The following is a 16,024-nucleotide window of genomic DNA, read 5'->3' on the forward strand; positions in this document are numbered from 1 at the left end:
CGGCTGATCGGGCAGACTTATCCATCCCGGGAGGCTTTGTCTGCGGCCCGAGCGTCTGTCGAACAGCGGCGACGAAGCCGTGAAGCCTCACGGCTGGGCAACCGCCTTCAGACTAGATTGCCTCGGTAGAACTCGGCGCGGGGTCTTCCATTTCGGCGCGCCAGCTTATCGCGTGAGCTCCGCTGCTGAGGCTGAGCGCAACGCCCCACGCGCGCATCCCGCACTCTCACGGGATCACCCGAAGCCCACTGAACGGAGAACCGCATGCTCACCCTCGACCTTCCGGCCGAGCCGTATTGGCTCGACCTGCCGCGCGGCGTGCGCGTTGAGATCCGCCCCGTAACCACCGCCGTCATGGCGGCCGCGCAGGCCGACGCGTCGCGTCGGTTGGGCGCCGTCCGTGCCGCCGACCCGGACCTGGATTCCGACATGTCGCGCGGCCTCGCCTTCGCGTTCCTGGTCAAGGCGCTCGCCCGGCACGCGGTCACCGCGTGGGAGGGCGTCGGCAATGCCGCCGGTGCGCCGCTTCCGCTCTCGCCCGAGGCGGTTGAGCGCCTCATGGACTTCGACGATATCGCCGCTGGGTTCTGGGACCGCGCCACGGCACCGGTGGCCGCGGTGGCCGCGGAGGGAAACGGGTAAGGGCGCGCGCTGCCTGGCACTTCGGCCGCGGGCCCGAATACTGTCGCGGCTGCGACGCGCTCGGCCGCGATTGCGCCGACGCCTGCCCCTACGCGGCGCACGCGCCCTGCACTGTCGAGGGCGCAGCCGTGTGGAGCGCCGGCACCGCCTGCGTGACGACCACCGGCATCGGCGCTGATCTCGACCTCGTGGGCGCTCTGGCCATGGCGCGCGAGCTGGGTGCCGCCGGCTGGGCCACCGCCGAACTGCTGACCGCGCTGCGCCTCGGCCTCGCCGAGGGCCTGGCAGCGCGTGCTTCTCCCACCCCGGACGCCGGAGGTGTCGCCCATGGCGGATAACACCCGCCGCGTCTCGGTGCGCCTGTCGCTGGACGACGCCGCCCGGGTCAAGGCCGAGCTGCGCGAGGTCGGCGAGACGGGACAGCGCAGCCTGGAGCGCATCCAGGACGGCGCTGACAAGGCCTCCCGCGCGCTGTCGCTGATGGACGTCGCGGTGCGCGGTGCGCAGATCGCCGGCGTGGCCGTCGCCGCCCGCGCCCTGGTCCAGGCTGGCGACGCGCTGACCCAGAGCCTGTTCCGGCTCCAGACCGCAACCGGCTCGGTGGAGCGCGCCGGGGCGGTCTACGAGGCGCTGTATCGCAGCGCGCTGTCGACCGGCGACGCCGTCTCCGAGAGCGTCGACGCCTTCCAGCGGTTCAGCATCGCCGCGCGCGCGATCGGCGCCACCTCGGATCAGGTGGTGCGCCTTGTTGCCGGCCTGCAGCGGGTCGCGATCGTCTCCGGCGCCTCCAATGCCGAGATCGGCAGCGCCACGCTGCAGCTCGCCCAGGCGCTCGCCTCCGGCGTGCTGCAGGGCGACGAGCTGCGCTCCATCTTGGAAGCCATGCCGCTGCTGGCCGAGGGGCTGGCGCGCGAGCTCGGCGTCTCGATCGGCCAGCTGCGCCAGCTCGGCTCCGAGGGCAAGCTCACGGCGGAGCGGGTGTTCCCTGCCCTGCTGCGTGCGGCCGAGCGGGTCGGCGCCGAGCTCGACAAGGCGCCGCTGTCGCTCGGCCGCGCCTTCGGGCAGCTGACGGCGGCGACCGAGGGCTTCCTCGGCCAGCTCGATCGCGCCATCGGCTTGTCCAACACGCTGGCCCGGGCGCTGTCCGGCGCCGCCCGGGCGGTGGACGGGGTGCGCCAGGGCGCCGGCCTGCTCACCGACACCGAGCGCCTCACTGAGCAGCGCCGGCAGCTGCAGGCGCTGGGCGATCAGATCGGCCGGCTGGAGGCGGAGAATGACGGCCGTCCCAGTCTGCGCGCCCAGCCACGGCGCGGCAGCATCCGCCCCGGCCTTGTCGGGGCGGCGCAGCAGCAGGCCGGGGTGGATCCGGCGCAGCGGCTGGAGGAGCTGCGAGGGCAGTATTTCGCCCTGCTCGCCGAGGTGGACGCCGCCGAGCGCGCTGCGACGGCGCGCCGGATCGAGGAGGCGGAGCGCGCCGGCCAGCAGGCCGCCGACGCCCGCCGGCGCCGCGCGGCGCAGGACGTGCTCGATCTCACCAACGACCTCGACGACCGCTTCCGGATTGAGCGCGAATACCAGGAGCGCCTGCGCCGGCTGCGCGAGGCGGAGGCCGCCGGCGGCGTCACCGCCGCCGAGCGCGGGCGCCTGGAAGCGCTGGCCACCCAGGAGCGGGACGAGGCGCTGCGCCGGCTGGAGGGCACCACCCGCCGGGTCACCGCGGCGGGGCGCGAGGGGCGCGACGCCGAGCGTGAGCTGAACGAGGTGCTGCGCGAGCGCGAGCGGCTGATCCAGCAGAATGAGGACGCCTATGAGCGCTACGCCCGCCGGATGGAGACCCTCGGCCGGCTGGTGGAGCGCGCCGAGCGGGCCGGCCAGCCGGTGCCGGAGGAGACCATCCGCCGCGAGGCGGCGCGCGCGCTCGAGGAGCTGGAAGCCTCCGGCAAGCGCCTCGGCGAGGTGACCCAGCGCGGCTCCGATGCCGCGAGCTCGGCCTGACTTTCTCCTCCGCCTTCGAGGATGCGGTGCTCCGTGGCGAGCGGCTGCGCAACGTCATCCAGGGCCTGGTCACCGATCTCTCCCGCATGGTGCTGCGCCGCACCGTCACCGAGCCGCTGGCGAACCTGTTCAGCGGGTTCCTCGGCGGTGGTGGTGGCGGGAGCAGCGGCGGCTCCTTCGACCTCGTCAAGGCGCTGTCCAGCGCCTTCTCCGGGGGCGGCGGCCTCAAGGCAGCAGACGGCGCCGTGCTCGACCGCATGGGCGTTGTGCCCTTCGCCCGCGGTGGTGTCGTGGACCGCCCCGTCCTGTTCCCCTTCGCCCGCGGGGGCGGGCTGATGGGCGAGGCCGGGCCGGAGGCGATCATGCCGCTGCGCCGCACCCGCGACGGCCGCCTCGGGGTGGAGGCCAATGGCGGCGGCGCGGTCTCCGTCACCGTGAACATCACCAGCCCCGATGCCGAGGGTTTCCGGCGCTCGCGCGCGCAGGTCGCCGCTGCCATCGGCGATGCGGTCCGCCGTGGAGCCCGCCTCAGATGATCCCCTTCCACGAGGTGCGCTTCCCGGACAGCATCGCCTATGGCGCCACCGGCGGGCCGGTCTGGTCCACCACCATCGCGGCGCTGTCCACCGGCGCCGAGCAGCGCAACCAGAACTGGGTCCATGCCCGCCACCGCTGGAACGTCGCCACCGGCATCAAGCGCCTGGCCGACTTCCACCAGGTGCTGCGCTTCTTCCAGGCCCGGCGCGGCCGCCTGCACGGTTTTCGGTTCAAGGACTGGCAGGACTTCTCCTCGGCTGCCTCCCCGGACGTGCCGGTCACGGCCATGGACCAGGTCCTCGGCACCGGGCCGGGGCCGCATCAACTGGCGAAACTCTATGCCGACGCCGGCGGCGGCTGGACCCGCACCATCCGCAAGCCGGTCGCCGGCAGCGTGCGGGTGTCGGTCGAGGGCACCGAGCAGATCGCGCCCGGCTGGCTCTACCCGTGGTCGGTCGACGCCACCACCGGCCTGCTGAGCTTCACCGGGCCGATGCTGCCGCACCCCCTCTTCACCATCCGCGCCGGCTTCGAGTTCGACGTGCCGGTGCGCTTCGACACCGACGCGCTCGCCGGCACCTACGAGACCTGGCGGGCCGTCGCGGTGCGCGACATCGACCTCATCGAGATCAGGATCTGACCCATGGCGCTGCTGTTCTTCGAGGGCTTCGACAAATACGCCACCGCCACCCAGATGCTGCAGCAGGCCAACTATGCCTCGACCACCACGCCGGCCATCGTCACCACCACCCCACGCACCGGCCGCGGCTGCCTGGAGTTCTGGAACAGCCAGAATGCGCGCTTCAACGTGGTCCCGAGCGGCAATACCCTGATCGTCGGCGCCGGGGTGTTCTTCGTCGCCGCGCCGAACGGCAACCAGCTGCCGATCCAGCTCTGGGCCAGCAACCAGGCCCGGGTGAACCTGACGCTGGGCACCAACGGCTCGGGCCAGCTGCAGCTGCGCCGCGATACCGCCACCGTGCTGTGGACCGGCACCGATGTCGAACCCGCCGGCACCTGGCTGCACTACGAGCTCAAGGCCGTGCTCGACCACACCACCAATGGCGCGATCACGCTGCGGCGTAACGGCCAGATCGTCGCCGCGCTGACCGGGGTGCAGACCAAGCTGGCCGCGGCGGACGTGGTGGATGCGGTGCGGGCGATCGAGAATGGCGGCAGCGGCCTGCGCTTTCGCCTCGACGACCTCTACATCTGCGACGGCTCCGGGACGGCCAACAACGACTTCCTCGGCCAGCGCCGCGTGCGCACCCTCCTGCCCAATGCCGACCTGCAGGCGGAGTGGACCGCGACCCCGGTTGGCTCGAACGCGGCCCGGGTCGCCGATGCCGCCGCCGATGATGACACGGGCTACGTCTCGGCGGTCGCCGCCGGGCCGGTGGACCGCTATGGGCTGGAGGACCTGCCGGCGTCGGTCGCCACCGTCTCCGGCGTGCGGCTGAGCTATCGCGTGCGCAAGCAGGATGCGGTGCCGGCCGAGACCCGATGCTTCCTCCAGTCGAGTGCGACGGTGGCGCAAGGGCCGGACGATGCGCCGGACGTGACCTACCGCTACTTCTCCGCCCTGTTCCCGACCGACCCCGCCACCGGCGCGGCCTGGACGCCCTCGGCGGTGAACGCACTTGGCGTCGGCATCGAGCGGATCCTCTGAGGTGACCACCATCCGCGTCACCCAGCAGGTGCTGGAGAGCCTGGTCGATGCTGGCGAGGGCGCAATCCAGGTCACGCATCTCGTGCTGGAGGCGCTGGACGCCGGCTCGGATCCGATCCTGGCCACCCAATTCGTCCTCGAGGCGCTGACCGAGGACGGCGCGCCGGTCTATCTCACCCAGGCGGTGCTGGAGGTGCTGATCTCGGACAGCCTGCAGGCGGAGGAGGTGTCGCAGGTCTGCCTGCTCTGGCGCATCCGCCGCCGCGACGGCACCGAGGGGCTCTTTGCCAGCCTGGACGCCGACGTCACCTGGGGCGGGCAGACCTGGACCGCTGCCGCACCGTTCGATGCCACCGCAGCCGAGGCCTCGCGCAGCCTGGCGGCGGGGCAGATGGAAGTGGCGGGCTTGCTGGCAGCACCCGAGATCACGGCGGAGGACCTGCTGAACGGGCTCTATGACGATGCCGAGGTGACGGTGCTGCGGGTGGACTGGGGCACCCCCAGCCGCGGGGCGGAGGTGGTGCTGGCCGGGCGCATCGGCCGGGTCACGGCGGGGCAGACCCGCTTCGAGGCGGAACTGCTGCTGCCCTCGGCCCTGCTCGATCGGCCGGTGCTCGACCTCTACACGCCGGAATGCCGCGTGGACCTGTTCTCGCCGGCCTGCAGCGTAGCAGCGGCCGCCTGGACCCGCACGGCGACGATCACGGCGGTGCTGTCCGACACCGCCTTCGTCGCCGCGGCCTTCACCGAACCGGCCGGCTGGGCCGACTACGGGCGGGTGACGGTCACGTCCGGCCCGAACGCCGGCGCCCGGCGCGAGGTGCGCAGCCATGGCGCGGACGGCCGGATCGAGCTGTGGGAGCCCTTCGCGGCGGCGCTGGTAGTGGGCGACACGATCTCGATCACTGCCGGCTGCGACAAGCGCCTGACCACCTGCCGCGATCGCTTCGCCAACGTCGCCAACTTCCGCGGCTTCCCGCACGTCCCCGGCACCGACGCCGCCTTCCGCTATCCCGACGCACGATGAACCCGGTCACCGGAGCCGACGTCGTCGCCGAGGCGCGGCGCTGGCTCGGCACGCCCTGGCGGCACCAGGCCCGGCTGCGTGGCGTCGGCGTGGATTGCGGCGGGCTGGTGGTCTGCGTGGCGGAGGCGCTGGGTCTGCTGGTGCAGGACCACCCGCCCGGCTATGCCCGCCTGCCGGACGGCGTCAGCCTGCGCGCCTGCGTCGAAGGTCAGTGCCGCCGCATCCCGGATCTGGAACCCGGCGCCGTGCTTCTCATGCGCTGGGCCGCGCAGCCGCAGCACCTCGCCATCGTCAGCACCCTCCCGGAGGGCTGGGGCATAATCCACGCCTGGGCCGGCATCCGCCGCGTCGTCGAGCACGGCCTCACCGCCGAATGGCGTGACCGCATTGTGCAGGACGCGGCCGGGCCGCTGATCTACCGCCTGCCGGGTCTGTAGACCGCCGACCTCAGATTGTCGCACCCGCGCTATGCTCCACGCCCAAGAAAGTTCTGAACGTCAAATGCAAGCCGCCGCGGGTTGAACGGCTTCACATACGTTCCGTCGCACGAGCCAGGAGCAAGCCGCTCGAGATTTCGAATATCTCCGGTAACGATGATAAGCCAGACGTTCGGCCAGCGGCGTCGCACTTCCGCCGCGAGTTCGACGCCGTCCATGCCAGGGCCAAGATTGACGTCCGTTACGACTACGGAGGGCGGGAGTCCCTCTTGGGCGATATCTTGTAATGCTGCCTCGGCGCTTGCTGCCTCGGTGACTACTACTCCCACTTCGGCCAACTCATCGACCATCAGCTCGCGAATAAGCGCTTCGTCATCGACAACCATGACGTCCATGACGTGGGCTTCCTCGACACTAGATGTCAGGGCGCTTCTGGGATGTTCGTGCCATCCAACCTGATGCGAGGCAAAGACCGCGGTCAGCCACCAGTTTGTTAGGCATGCCGCTTCGACCTGCTTTGCAGTTGCGCATCACGGGATGTTGTGAGTTGGGTGCGCGGCAACACTCCTGTGCGGCGCTCGGCAGTTTACCTCGAGACGGGCGTTGAACCATGGCCACGCTTACCCTCTCGGTCGTCGGCAGCATCGTCGGCGGCGCCATCGGCGGGCCGTTCGGCGCCGCCATCGGCCGCGGCCTCGGCGCGCTTGCCGGCTCCGCGATCGACAACGCGCTGTTCGGCAGCGGTGGCGGGCAGCGGATCGAGGGGCCGCGCCTGGCTGACCTCACCGTCACCACCTCCACCTACGGTGCCGCCATCCCGCTCGCCTACGGCCAGCGCATCCGCATGGGCGGCAACATCATCTGGGCCATGCCGCTGATCGAGACCGCCACGAGCAAGCGCAGCGGCGGCAAGGGCGGCGGCCGGCGACAGACCAGCACCACCTACAGCTATAGCGCCAACTTCGCCGTCGCCTTCTGCGAGGGACCGGTCGCCGGCATCCGCCGCATCTGGGCCGACGGGAAGCTGTTCTACGATGCCACTGCTAGCCCGCCGCAGACGCTGGCCTCCGACATCCGGATCTACACCGGGACGGAGAGCCAGGCGGCGGACGCGCTGATCGCGGCCGATGTCGGGGCGGCGAACTGCCCGGCCTATCGCGGCCTCTGCTACCTGGTCTTCGAGGGCCTGCAGCTCGCCGACTTCGCCAACCGCATCCCCCAGATCACCGCCGAGATCGAAACCGGAGGGGCGGACCTCGCCCGCACCTTGCATGCTCTGGCCAGCCGTGCCGGCGTCGCTACCACCGATGCCGCCTCCGCCGCTCGGCCGCTGGCCGGCTATGCCGTGGCTCGTCCCACCAGCGCTCGCGCCGCCATCGAGGAGCTGATGCTCGCCTACTCCCTCGTCGGCTGCGCCGTGCCCGGCGGGGTAGCGGTCAAGCCCAGGGGCGTCGCAGCCCTCGGCGGCATGGAGGCCGAGGCGTTCGGCGCCCGTGCCGAGGGCGACGCCGATGCCGATCGCTGGACCATGGCCCGCGCCGAGGAGAACGGCCTGCCGCGCGAGCTGACGCTGACCCACATGGACCCGGCGCGGGACTACCAGCCCGGCACCGTGCGCAGCACCCGCCAGGACGGCTCCGGCCTGGCGAAGGCAGCCTACGACATTGCCGTCGTGCTCGAGGCCGCCGAGGCCAAGGCACGGGCGGAGCAGGCGCATCGTGACCTCTGGGCGGCCCGAAACACCGTCGAGACCCTCACCCTGCCGCCGGCCTTTGCCACGCTGCAGCCGGGCGAGAGCCTGGAAGTGGTCTTGGCCGGCCGGCTGCGGCGGCTGAACATCACCCGCGCCACCGTCGCCCCCTCCGGCCTGGTGGAGATCGCCGCTGCCATCGAGCAGGGCGTCACTTGGCTGCCGCGCACCGCCAGCGCCGAACCGGGAAGCCTGCCGGTGCAGGACATCCCGCGGGTGGTGCCGAGCACGCTGCATCTGCTCGATCTGCCGATGCTCCGAGCCGAGGACGATGATGCCGGGTTCTACGTCGCGGCTGGCGGCGGGGCCGGCTGGCGGGCGGCGGCGATCCTGCGCTCGGGCGATGGCGTCAGCTACGAGGAGATCGCCTATCTCGACGCGCCTGCGGCGCTCGGCACCTGCCAGACGATCCTTCCCTCGGGCCCCTGGGCCCACTTCGACGAGGCCAGCACGCTGGATGTGCTGCTGCTCAATCCGGAGGACGAGCTCGATGCGATCCCCGAGGCGGAGGTGCTGGCCGGCGGCAACGCGGCGCTGGTCGGTGACGAGGTCATCGGCTTTCGCAACGCGGTGCTGATCGCTCCTGGCACCTATCGGCTGTCCGGCCTGCTGCGTGGGCGGCTCGGCACCGATGACCGCATCGGGACCCACGGGCCAGGCGAGCGCTTCGTGCTGCTCTCGGGCACACTGGGCCTGGAGCGGATCCGCGACGGGCTGGGGCCGCGGGGAATGAGCCGCAGCTACAAGGCGGTGAGCCTCTGGCAGGAGGAGACCGCAGTCGCGGCCGCGGGCTTCGCCAACACGGCCGCCAGCCTGGCGCCGCTCAGCCCGGTGCATGTCGCCGGCAGCCGCGACGACGCAGGCGATCTCATCATCACCTGGATCCGGCGCACGCGCATTCCCTCGGCCTGGGCGGACGGCACCGACGTACCGCTGGGCGAAGCAGCGGAGCGCTACGAGGTCGACATCCGTAACGCCGCGAACACGGCGACGCTGCGCACCATCAGCAGCACGAGCCCGAGCGTCACCTACACGGCCCCCGAGCAGGCCGCCGACTTCGGCGCGCCGCAGGTTTCGGTGCGGGTGCGCGTGCAGCAGATCAGTGACACCATCGGCCGCGGCGCGGCCAGGGAGGCCATCGAATGAGCACCACGCCTCGTCTCGCGATGCCCTACATCCTAACCCAGCAGGCGCAGAAGGAAGTCACCCACGCCGCCGGGCTGAAACGGCTGGATGCGCTGGTGCAGCCCGTCGTGCAGCAGATCGGGCTCAACACACCGCCCGCCTCTCCGGCCGATGGGCAGTGCTGGATCATCGGCGCCGTCCCGACCGGCGTCTGGGCGGGACAGGCGAACCGGCTGACGCAGCGGATCGGCGGCGCCTGGGTGTTCTACGCGCCCTTCGTTGGGCTGGTGGTGTTCGATGCCGCGAAGCTAGCGCAGTGGGGCTGGAGCGGCAGCGCCTGGACGCTTGTCGCGCCCCGGCTGCTGCAGGCGAGCATCACCTACGATCCACCGCGCCTTGCCGCCGGCGAAGGCGTCACCACCACCGTCGATGTCCCCGGCGCTGCGTTTGGCGACTTCGCGCGCGCGAGCTTCTCACTCGATCTGCAGGGCATCACGCTGCCGGCGTGGGTGTCGGCGGCGGACACGGTCAGCGTGCGGCTTCAAAACGGTACGGCGGACGCAGTCGACTTGGGCGGTGGGACACTGAGGGTGCGAATGGAGAAGCCGTAGTCGCGGCCGGACCGCCGTCCGTTGCTCACGCCTGAACGGAACGCCGCTGAACGGCACGCCGCTGCTGTCGGGGACGCTGTCCGCTCGGGCGCCGGTGGAGGCCGGCGATGCGCTCACCCAGAGCCTGTCCCGCCTGCAGAACGCGACAGGCTCGGTGGAGCGGGCCGGTGCGATCTGCGAGGCGCTGTATTGCAGCGCGCTGTCCACCGGCGTCGCCCTATCCGAGAGCGTCGGCGCCTTCCAGCGCTTCTCGATCGCCGCGCGAGAAATCGGCGCCACCTCCGATCAGGTGGTGCGGCTCTTCCGCGGGCGCCCGCCCGACCGCGGGCCGAATAGCGCCGAGAGCACCAACGCCGCGGCGAAGGCGCCGAACACCCAGGAGACTGGCACGCCCAGCTCGCGCGCCATCGGCGACGCGAGAGTCGCCAGCAGGGAGTACGACGATGCCCAGGAGAGCGTCTGCGCCGTGCCGAGCGCGATCATCACACGCCGCGCCCCCGACGGCGCCGCGGCCTCGGCAGTTATGCGCCGCGCAGGCGCCGCGCCAGCGGCCAGCTCCGCGGCCGCCCGTTCCGTGCTGGTAATCGGATGACCGGACCGGCTGTACAGGAGAAGGCGGCGCCAGTTTCCTGGCGCCGCCCTTGCCTGGCTGTGCAGGCGGCGGCCGCAGCCGCCGCCCTGTGCAGTCAGCGATAGAGGCGCGTGCCCTCTCCCCAGCCCCGCCCGCGGCTGTACTCCGCGATGTTGTCGCGGTCGTAGCGCGGCAGCGCCTCGAGCTCCTCGCGGGTCATCTCGAGCACCGCGCGGTCCTCGTTCGTCTGCCCAAGGCGGATGCGCTCGATCGGCACCATGGCGCGGCGCTGGCCGATACCGAGGAAGCCGCCCCACTCGATCACGGCGGCGCGCACGCGGCCGGCACTGTCGATCAGAAGGTTCTCGACCGCGCCGGCCTGGCGGCCCTCAGCGCCGTAGACGTCCTTGCCGATCAGCTCCTGCACCGACTGCAGTTCGACCCCTGTCTGCTGCGTGGCGGCGGTCCGCTGCGGCTGGGCGCCACCGGACTGCGCCGGCGGCGGGGCGGCGGTGGTCGCGCCGGTGCGCTGCTCGCTGGTGCCCGGACGGGCCTGCTCACGCTGCACCTGCGCCTGGCGCTCGCGCTCGACCTGCACCTGCGCCTGGCCCTCGCGCTGGACGGTCACCTGCGGCTGGCCCTCACGCTGAATCTGTACCTGCGGCTGACCCTCGCGCTGCACGCGCACCTGCGGTTCGGCCTGCTGCACGCGCACCTGCGGTTCGGCCTGCTGCACGCGCACCTGCGGTTCGGCCTGCTGCACGCGCACCTGCGGTTCGGCCTGCTGCACACGCACCTGCGGCTCAGGCTGGCGGACGGTCACCTGCGGCTGTGGCTGCTGCACCGTCACCTGCGGCGCGGGCTGCTGTACGGCGATCCGGGCGCCACCCGTCGCGCCCGTACCAGCCGCACCGCCGGCAGCCGCCATGCCGCCCATCTCACGCTGCAGCTCGCTGAAAGCCTCAGCCGCCTCACGCAGCGAGCTGGCCACCTGCTCGCGGTTCGGCTGCTGCTGCTGCAGCGCCTGCTGCGCCTCGTTCAGCTCGCGCTGCGCGGTGCGATAGGCATCCTGCTGCTGCATCTGCTGCGGGACACGACCCAGCGCCTCGCGGCCCGCCTGCACGGCGGTGCGCGCCTGCTGGAAGTTCGGCTGCTGCCCCTCGCGCGAAAGCTGCTGCTCGGCCGTGCGCATCGACTGCTCGACCGTGCGCATCTGCTGCGCCTGCTGCTGGCCCTGCTGCGCCTGCTGGCCCTGCTGCGCCTGACCCTGTTGGCTCTGTTGCGTCTGCTGACCCTGCTGGCGCTGCTGTGCCTGGCCTTGCGGGCCCTGTTGCGCCTGGCCCTGCTGCGCAAGCGCCGCATGCCCGAAGCTCAGCGCGAGCGCGGCAGCGCCGGCGAGCAGGAGGGCGCGGCCGCCCAGGCGGTGCGCGGCGACGTGCGGACGGTGATTGGGAGTTCGTGTCATGCTGTCAGTCCTCTCCGGTATGAGGGCGAGCCAGAGGCTGCCCGCCCAGTGCTGTGCCGAACCAGTCCCATCTAAGAGGCGGGGTGAGGCAGAGGATTCCGTGTCCGTACCTAGGCGAAGCCGAGGGAACTGATGCCCGCATCCTGTGCGCGGGGGTGAACGCCGCGTTGGACCGCTTTGAGGTGCGGTTCGGCAACGCGCCCGCGCCTACTCGAACCGCAACGGGCATGTCTCACTGCCCGTTTTGAAAGTCAGGCAGACGGGCGGCTGACGCGGAGGCCGGGGCTAAGATCAGCGGCGCCGGTAGGTAATGCCGTCTGCCTCAGCCCGTACGCTTTCTTTGCTCAGCACCATCCTTCCGACGTTCCGTGCGGAACCCGGCGCAGGGTCTTGGTCTCGCCGAAGAGCCGGATCCCCGAGTAGATGCGCGCCACGATCAGGTCGTCGGACCTGAGTTCCGCCGAGACGTTGTATGTCTCCCCGTCGTCCGGGTTGTAGAACCAGCCGCCTTCCCAGCGGTCGGGACCGGCGGGGCGCAACCCCCAAAGGACGGTCAGGCCGCACAACGGGCGCTGCCGTAGCGCCGGATCGGGGTTGTTTCTATCGCGGTTCAGCTGCCCCTGGGCGTCGCGGGGGGTCTGCTGCCACAGGATCCGGCCGCACAGCAGGCCGCTGCAGTCATAGATCTGCACGGCCGCCTTGCCGTCGATGAGCCACACGCCGGCCGGAACCGCCGCCCAGGCCAGGGTGCGTGGAACAAGCAGGGACATGAGCGCGACCATCAGCAGGCCGGCGCGACCGGGCTGCCGCAGCGGGTGGCGCAAGATGGGTTCCCTTGTCCCATGCAGCCCGGAACGGGGCCAATCCGAGATCGGCATCACGACTGTCTCCCAATGCCGTCACCGCGGAACGCCGAGATTGCTCGGCAGGTTCTGACTTCCAGCATGGGCCGTAACAGTCCCCGTCTTCGAAGAGTGCGCTGTCCGACTTGACTACGGCTGGGCGGCTGTGGTGACGGCGGGCTCTCCTGCTCGGAGGTCGCCATGTGGACGCCCGAGGATCGCACGCTGGCCGGGGATCTCGGGGCCGGCCAAGCGCTGAGCGATGACCAATACCGCTTGCTGGCGGCCTTCATCCCGCCCGCCAAGCCCGGCCGTCGGCTGCGAACCACGGATATGCGGCGCTTGCTCGACGGGCTGTTCTACGTAGTGCGCACAGGCTGCCAATGGCGGCACCTGCCGCCGGCTCCGGCCTTCCCACCCTGGCCCAACGGTGCACGGCTGCTTTCGCGCCTTCCGGGCCGCCGCGGGCATTTGGGAGAGCATGCGGCGGTGCTCTCCGTGCAGGTGACGAAGCGGAGGGTGCCGTAGCGCTTCAGATCCTACGGCCCATTATCACGAGAGGCGTGCTCGCCCACACCAGAGCTTGCGCTGCGCGCCACGCCTGGCGCGGTGCAGTCATTCAGCAGGAGATCCTGTCGGACTGACGGCCGGCTGTCCGTTCGCGCTGGAGCTGTGGCACTCCCCAGGAGAGCTGGACATTGCGCAGCTGTTAGCGGGCACTCCCGCCGTCCTGCTGAGCGGCCGGCAGCCAGATTGACACGGTCGTGCCCTGCCCGACCTCGCTTTCGATGCGGAGTGCACCGCCTGCACGCACAGCGAAACCACGAGCCATCGATAGGCCGAGCCCGGTGCCTTGGCCCTGCGGCTTGGTCGTGAAGAAGGGCTCACCGACGCGAGCGAGCGTTTCCTCATCCATTCCCGTCCCGGTGTCGCGCACATCGATGCGGGCGTACGCGCCGGGGTCGAGCCCAGCCGCATGCGCTTCGCCAGCAGCCACGGCATCGCCGGTCGCGGTGATGAGAATGTTGCCGCCAGCGGGCATGGCGTCCCGGGCGTTTACGCAAAGATTGATGATGGCGGATTCGAGTTCTGCGCGATCGGCGATCACCTGCGGTGGCCGAGGAGGGCGATGCTCGAAGCGCACCCGGGTGCCGGCGCCGAGCGTCTGCGCGAGCAGTTCCGCCACCTCTGCAAGTGCGGCGCCCGGATCGTACGGCTTGATTAAGGCGCCCGCGGGCCCGCCTCCGCCGCGACGTGCGAAGCCCAGCATGCGTGCGGAGAGGCGAGCGGCGCGCTCCGCCGCGCCGGCCATCAGCGCAGCCGCTTGGCGCACCCGATCCGGCTCACCGGAATGGCATTCGATCAGCCGGGCTCCACTCGCCACAGCCTGTGCGACATTGCCAAAGTCGTGCGCTACGCCGGCTGCGAGCTGGCCGACGGCCGCGCCGGTCTCGGAGCGGCGAAGTTGCGCCTCGAGCGCACCGCGGCGGTCGGCCTCGATCCGTGCCCGCGCAGCCGCGGCCTGCGCTCGGCCAGTCAGCAGCAGCAGCAGCGCGGCGGCGGCGGCTGCGCCGAGCGCCGGCGCGGGCAGCCGGCGGAGCCAATCCCTGCGCAGGATACCCGGATCCAACGCATAGGCCACGGAAACGGGGAATCCGCGGAGCTGGTAGATCGCAACCAGACGCTCACCGAGGCCGGGCTCTGGCTCCAGTCGGTGCACGCGGCTCCGGGCCGCTCTGCCGTCGCGTACGGCTTCGAGCAGGTCGCCGGGCACCAGGCGCACGCCTACGGGGTCCGGGTGTTCGGGCTGGCGTGCCAGGACGGCACCATCGTGCCGGACAAGCCAGACCATATCGTCCGCCGACTCCACGACAGACTGCCAGAAGTCGGAGAAGTACGCTGGGAAGAAGGCAGTGCTCACCACACCACCATCCGGGAGGCCGTCCAGATTGAGATGGGGCCGGCTCAGCCGGAAAACCGGGCGGCCCGTCACGGCGCCGGGGGAAATCTCGCCGACGAAGGTTCCACTTCCGGCCAGGAGAGCCGCAGAGCCGCCCCCGTGATGCGCGACCACGTACTCTCGTTCCGAGAGGTCGATCGGCGGCGCCGGCACCTCCACGCGGCTTGCCAGCGCAAGCTCCCCATTCGGGGCGATCAGCGCCACGCCCGCGGTGGCCGGCGCCGCACGGTCGAGGGCCGCCAGCACGGACCGGAGCGAGTGCGAGGCGCGAATCCCGTCCCAATCCCTGTCTCGCATCAGCGCAGCGACCGCGATCAGCGCCGCGTTCTGCGCTTCGAAAGCTCGCAGTGCATGCTCCTGCAGCATTTCCGCCGTGCGCGCGAGGCGCGCCTCGGCCTGGCCGGTCACCTGGTACCAGGAAACGAGGGCAGCTGCGCAGAATGCCGCGAGCGGGACCAGCATCGAAGCGAGCCAAAGTGGCCCGAACCCGCCATTCCGGAGCGACTGCAGACGTGCACCACGGACCCGTGCCCGAGCTGCTTCGCTTGCTGGTCCTGGAGTAGGCTGGTTCAGTGTCGGAGCGCCTTTTGGTATCGCCTCGGCGGCTCCGGCCGGTTGCGTCGCGTAAATGCCGGAAGCGCCAAGGCCCGAGGGCCACCCATTTTTCGCCTGCCCTCTATTCCATCTTGATCCGCACCGTCAGGGTGCCGCCTTCGAGGGTGGCCTCCAAGATCTGTGGTCCGCTCGTCACCTTCACGACGCTGACATCGCCGCTGCGCTCCAGCCGCGCTTCCGCCACTTCCTTTGGCTCCTGCACACCTTCAGAGCGCAAAGCACCGAGTAGATCATCGCGGCTCATGTTGGAGCGCCGCATCTGGTCCCAGTCGATCTGCCCGTCCTTCACCAGCACCCTGGTCGTGCCCTTCACCACGTTGCCAAACCGGTCGGAGCGGAAGGCGAGGCTCGCAAAGCTCCAGTGCATTGCGACGAGCACGAAACCGGCGCCGAGTGTGGGCAGGATGTCAGGCGTGCTGTTGACGGCGCGGCTGACCACCGAGCCCAGGATGACTCCGAGGATCACATCGAAGGCGGTGTTCTTGCCCATGAAGCGCTTCTCGCCCCAGCGCACCATGGCAAGCGCGGCGAGGTAGACGAGAACGGCCCGAGCTGCCATCTGGCCGAGCGAAAGGTCCTCCCGCCCGGCGCCGAGCAGCGACTGTGCCACCTCCTGTAGCTGTTCCATCGATCTGCTCTCCGTGGCGTGCGACTGCCTCGCTCTCCTGCTCGGCCGCGACCGTGATGGCGCATTGCCATCGACCGGGCTTGGACCTTCATCGCCTCCCACCACCACTCATGTGGCCGATCCGTCGGTCATCGTGCATAGCCCGCGGCC

General features: G+C 71.1%; 17 protein-coding genes. 12 read left to right on the forward strand and 5 right to left on the reverse strand.

The window, feature by feature from the left end:
* The first annotated feature begins 264 nt into the window (after positions 1-264).
* The 8 genes from ACESM1_RS24300 to ACESM1_RS24335 all read left to right on the forward strand — a co-directional run bounded on the left by ACESM1_RS24300 (position 265) and on the right by ACESM1_RS24335 (position 6,307).
* Complete coding sequence (locus ACESM1_RS24300) at positions 265-642, forward strand: hypothetical protein (RefSeq protein ID WP_372623812.1); 378 nt, start codon at positions 265-267, stop codon at positions 640-642.
* A gap of 152 nt (positions 643-794) precedes the next feature.
* Positions 795-980, forward strand: a complete 186-nt coding sequence (locus ACESM1_RS24305) for a hypothetical protein (protein WP_372623813.1) — start codon at positions 795-797, stop codon at positions 978-980.
* On the forward strand, positions 970-2,637 hold the full coding sequence (locus ACESM1_RS24310; RefSeq protein WP_372623814.1) for a tape measure protein: 1,668 nt from the start codon (positions 970-972) through the stop codon (positions 2,635-2,637). Before ACESM1_RS24305 ends, ACESM1_RS24310 begins: the two co-directional genes overlap by 11 nt.
* 26 nt (positions 2,638-2,663) lie before the next feature.
* A complete protein-coding gene (locus ACESM1_RS24315; RefSeq protein WP_372623815.1) occupies positions 2,664-3,173 on the forward strand; it encodes a phage tail tape measure protein in 510 nt (169 codons plus the stop codon).
* Positions 3,170-3,814: a TIGR02217 family protein gene (locus ACESM1_RS24320; protein ID WP_372623816.1), complete on the forward strand. Its 645-nt coding sequence runs from the start codon at positions 3,170-3,172 to the stop codon at positions 3,812-3,814. Before ACESM1_RS24315 ends, ACESM1_RS24320 begins: the two co-directional genes overlap by 4 nt.
* A gap of 3 nt (positions 3,815-3,817) precedes the next feature.
* Positions 3,818-4,843, forward strand: coding sequence for a hypothetical protein (locus ACESM1_RS24325; protein ID WP_372623817.1), 1,026 nt, complete (start codon positions 3,818-3,820; stop codon positions 4,841-4,843).
* 1 nt (position 4,844) lies between these two features.
* Positions 4,845-5,870 (forward strand): DUF2163 domain-containing protein, encoded by a 1,026-nt coding sequence (locus tag ACESM1_RS24330; RefSeq protein WP_372623818.1) that lies wholly within the window; start codon positions 4,845-4,847, stop codon positions 5,868-5,870.
* Complete coding sequence (locus tag ACESM1_RS24335; RefSeq protein WP_372623819.1) at positions 5,867-6,307, forward strand: hypothetical protein; 441 nt, start codon at positions 5,867-5,869, stop codon at positions 6,305-6,307. The genes ACESM1_RS24330 and ACESM1_RS24335 overlap by 4 nt, the downstream gene beginning before the upstream one ends.
* Positions 6,308-6,336: 29 nt before the next feature.
* On the opposite strand, the gene ACESM1_RS24340 is transcribed toward ACESM1_RS24335, so the two are convergent.
* Complete coding sequence (locus tag ACESM1_RS24340; RefSeq protein WP_372623820.1) at positions 6,337-6,702, reverse strand: response regulator; 366 nt, start codon at positions 6,700-6,702, stop codon at positions 6,337-6,339.
* Positions 6,703-6,917: 215 nt separating this feature from the next.
* On the opposite strand from ACESM1_RS24340, the gene ACESM1_RS24345 reads away from it, so the two are divergent.
* From ACESM1_RS24345 to ACESM1_RS24355, 3 genes are all read left to right on the forward strand, one after another.
* Complete coding sequence (locus ACESM1_RS24345) at positions 6,918-9,203, forward strand: phage tail protein (protein WP_372623821.1); 2,286 nt, start codon at positions 6,918-6,920, stop codon at positions 9,201-9,203.
* Positions 9,200-9,793: a DUF2793 domain-containing protein gene (locus ACESM1_RS24350; protein WP_372623822.1), complete on the forward strand. Its 594-nt coding sequence runs from the start codon at positions 9,200-9,202 to the stop codon at positions 9,791-9,793. Before ACESM1_RS24345 ends, ACESM1_RS24350 begins: the two co-directional genes overlap by 4 nt.
* A gap of 94 nt (positions 9,794-9,887) precedes the next feature.
* Positions 9,888-10,385: a hypothetical protein gene (locus ACESM1_RS24355; RefSeq protein WP_372623823.1), complete on the forward strand. Its 498-nt coding sequence runs from the start codon at positions 9,888-9,890 to the stop codon at positions 10,383-10,385.
* Between the two features lie 94 nt (positions 10,386-10,479).
* Here the strand turns inward: ACESM1_RS24355 and ACESM1_RS24360 are convergent, their stop codons facing one another.
* A complete protein-coding gene (locus tag ACESM1_RS24360) occupies positions 10,480-11,829 on the reverse strand; it encodes a PRC-barrel domain-containing protein (protein ID WP_372623824.1) in 1,350 nt (449 codons plus the stop codon).
* Between the two features lie 344 nt (positions 11,830-12,173).
* A complete protein-coding gene (locus ACESM1_RS24365; RefSeq protein ID WP_372623825.1) occupies positions 12,174-12,653 on the reverse strand; it encodes a DUF2147 domain-containing protein in 480 nt (159 codons plus the stop codon).
* Between the two features lie 219 nt (positions 12,654-12,872).
* Between ACESM1_RS24365 and ACESM1_RS24370 the strand changes: the two genes are divergently transcribed.
* The gene (locus tag ACESM1_RS24370; protein ID WP_372623826.1) at positions 12,873-13,199 is read left to right on the forward strand and encodes a transposase; all 327 of its coding nucleotides are present in this window, start codon (positions 12,873-12,875) and stop codon (positions 13,197-13,199) included.
* A gap of 181 nt (positions 13,200-13,380) precedes the next feature.
* Here the strand turns inward: ACESM1_RS24370 and ACESM1_RS24375 are convergent, their stop codons facing one another.
* Positions 13,381-15,093, reverse strand: coding sequence for an ATP-binding protein (locus ACESM1_RS24375; RefSeq protein ID WP_372623827.1), 1,713 nt, complete (start codon positions 15,091-15,093; stop codon positions 13,381-13,383).
* A 214-nt stretch (positions 15,094-15,307) separates the two neighbouring features.
* Positions 15,308-15,874 (reverse strand): DUF421 domain-containing protein, encoded by a 567-nt coding sequence (locus ACESM1_RS24380; RefSeq protein ID WP_372623828.1) that lies wholly within the window; start codon positions 15,872-15,874, stop codon positions 15,308-15,310.
* Between the last annotated feature and the right edge of the window lie 150 nt (positions 15,875-16,024).

This window comes from Falsiroseomonas sp. (genome assembly GCF_041690465.1).
Classification (GTDB): domain Bacteria; phylum Pseudomonadota; class Alphaproteobacteria; order Acetobacterales; family Acetobacteraceae; genus Falsiroseomonas.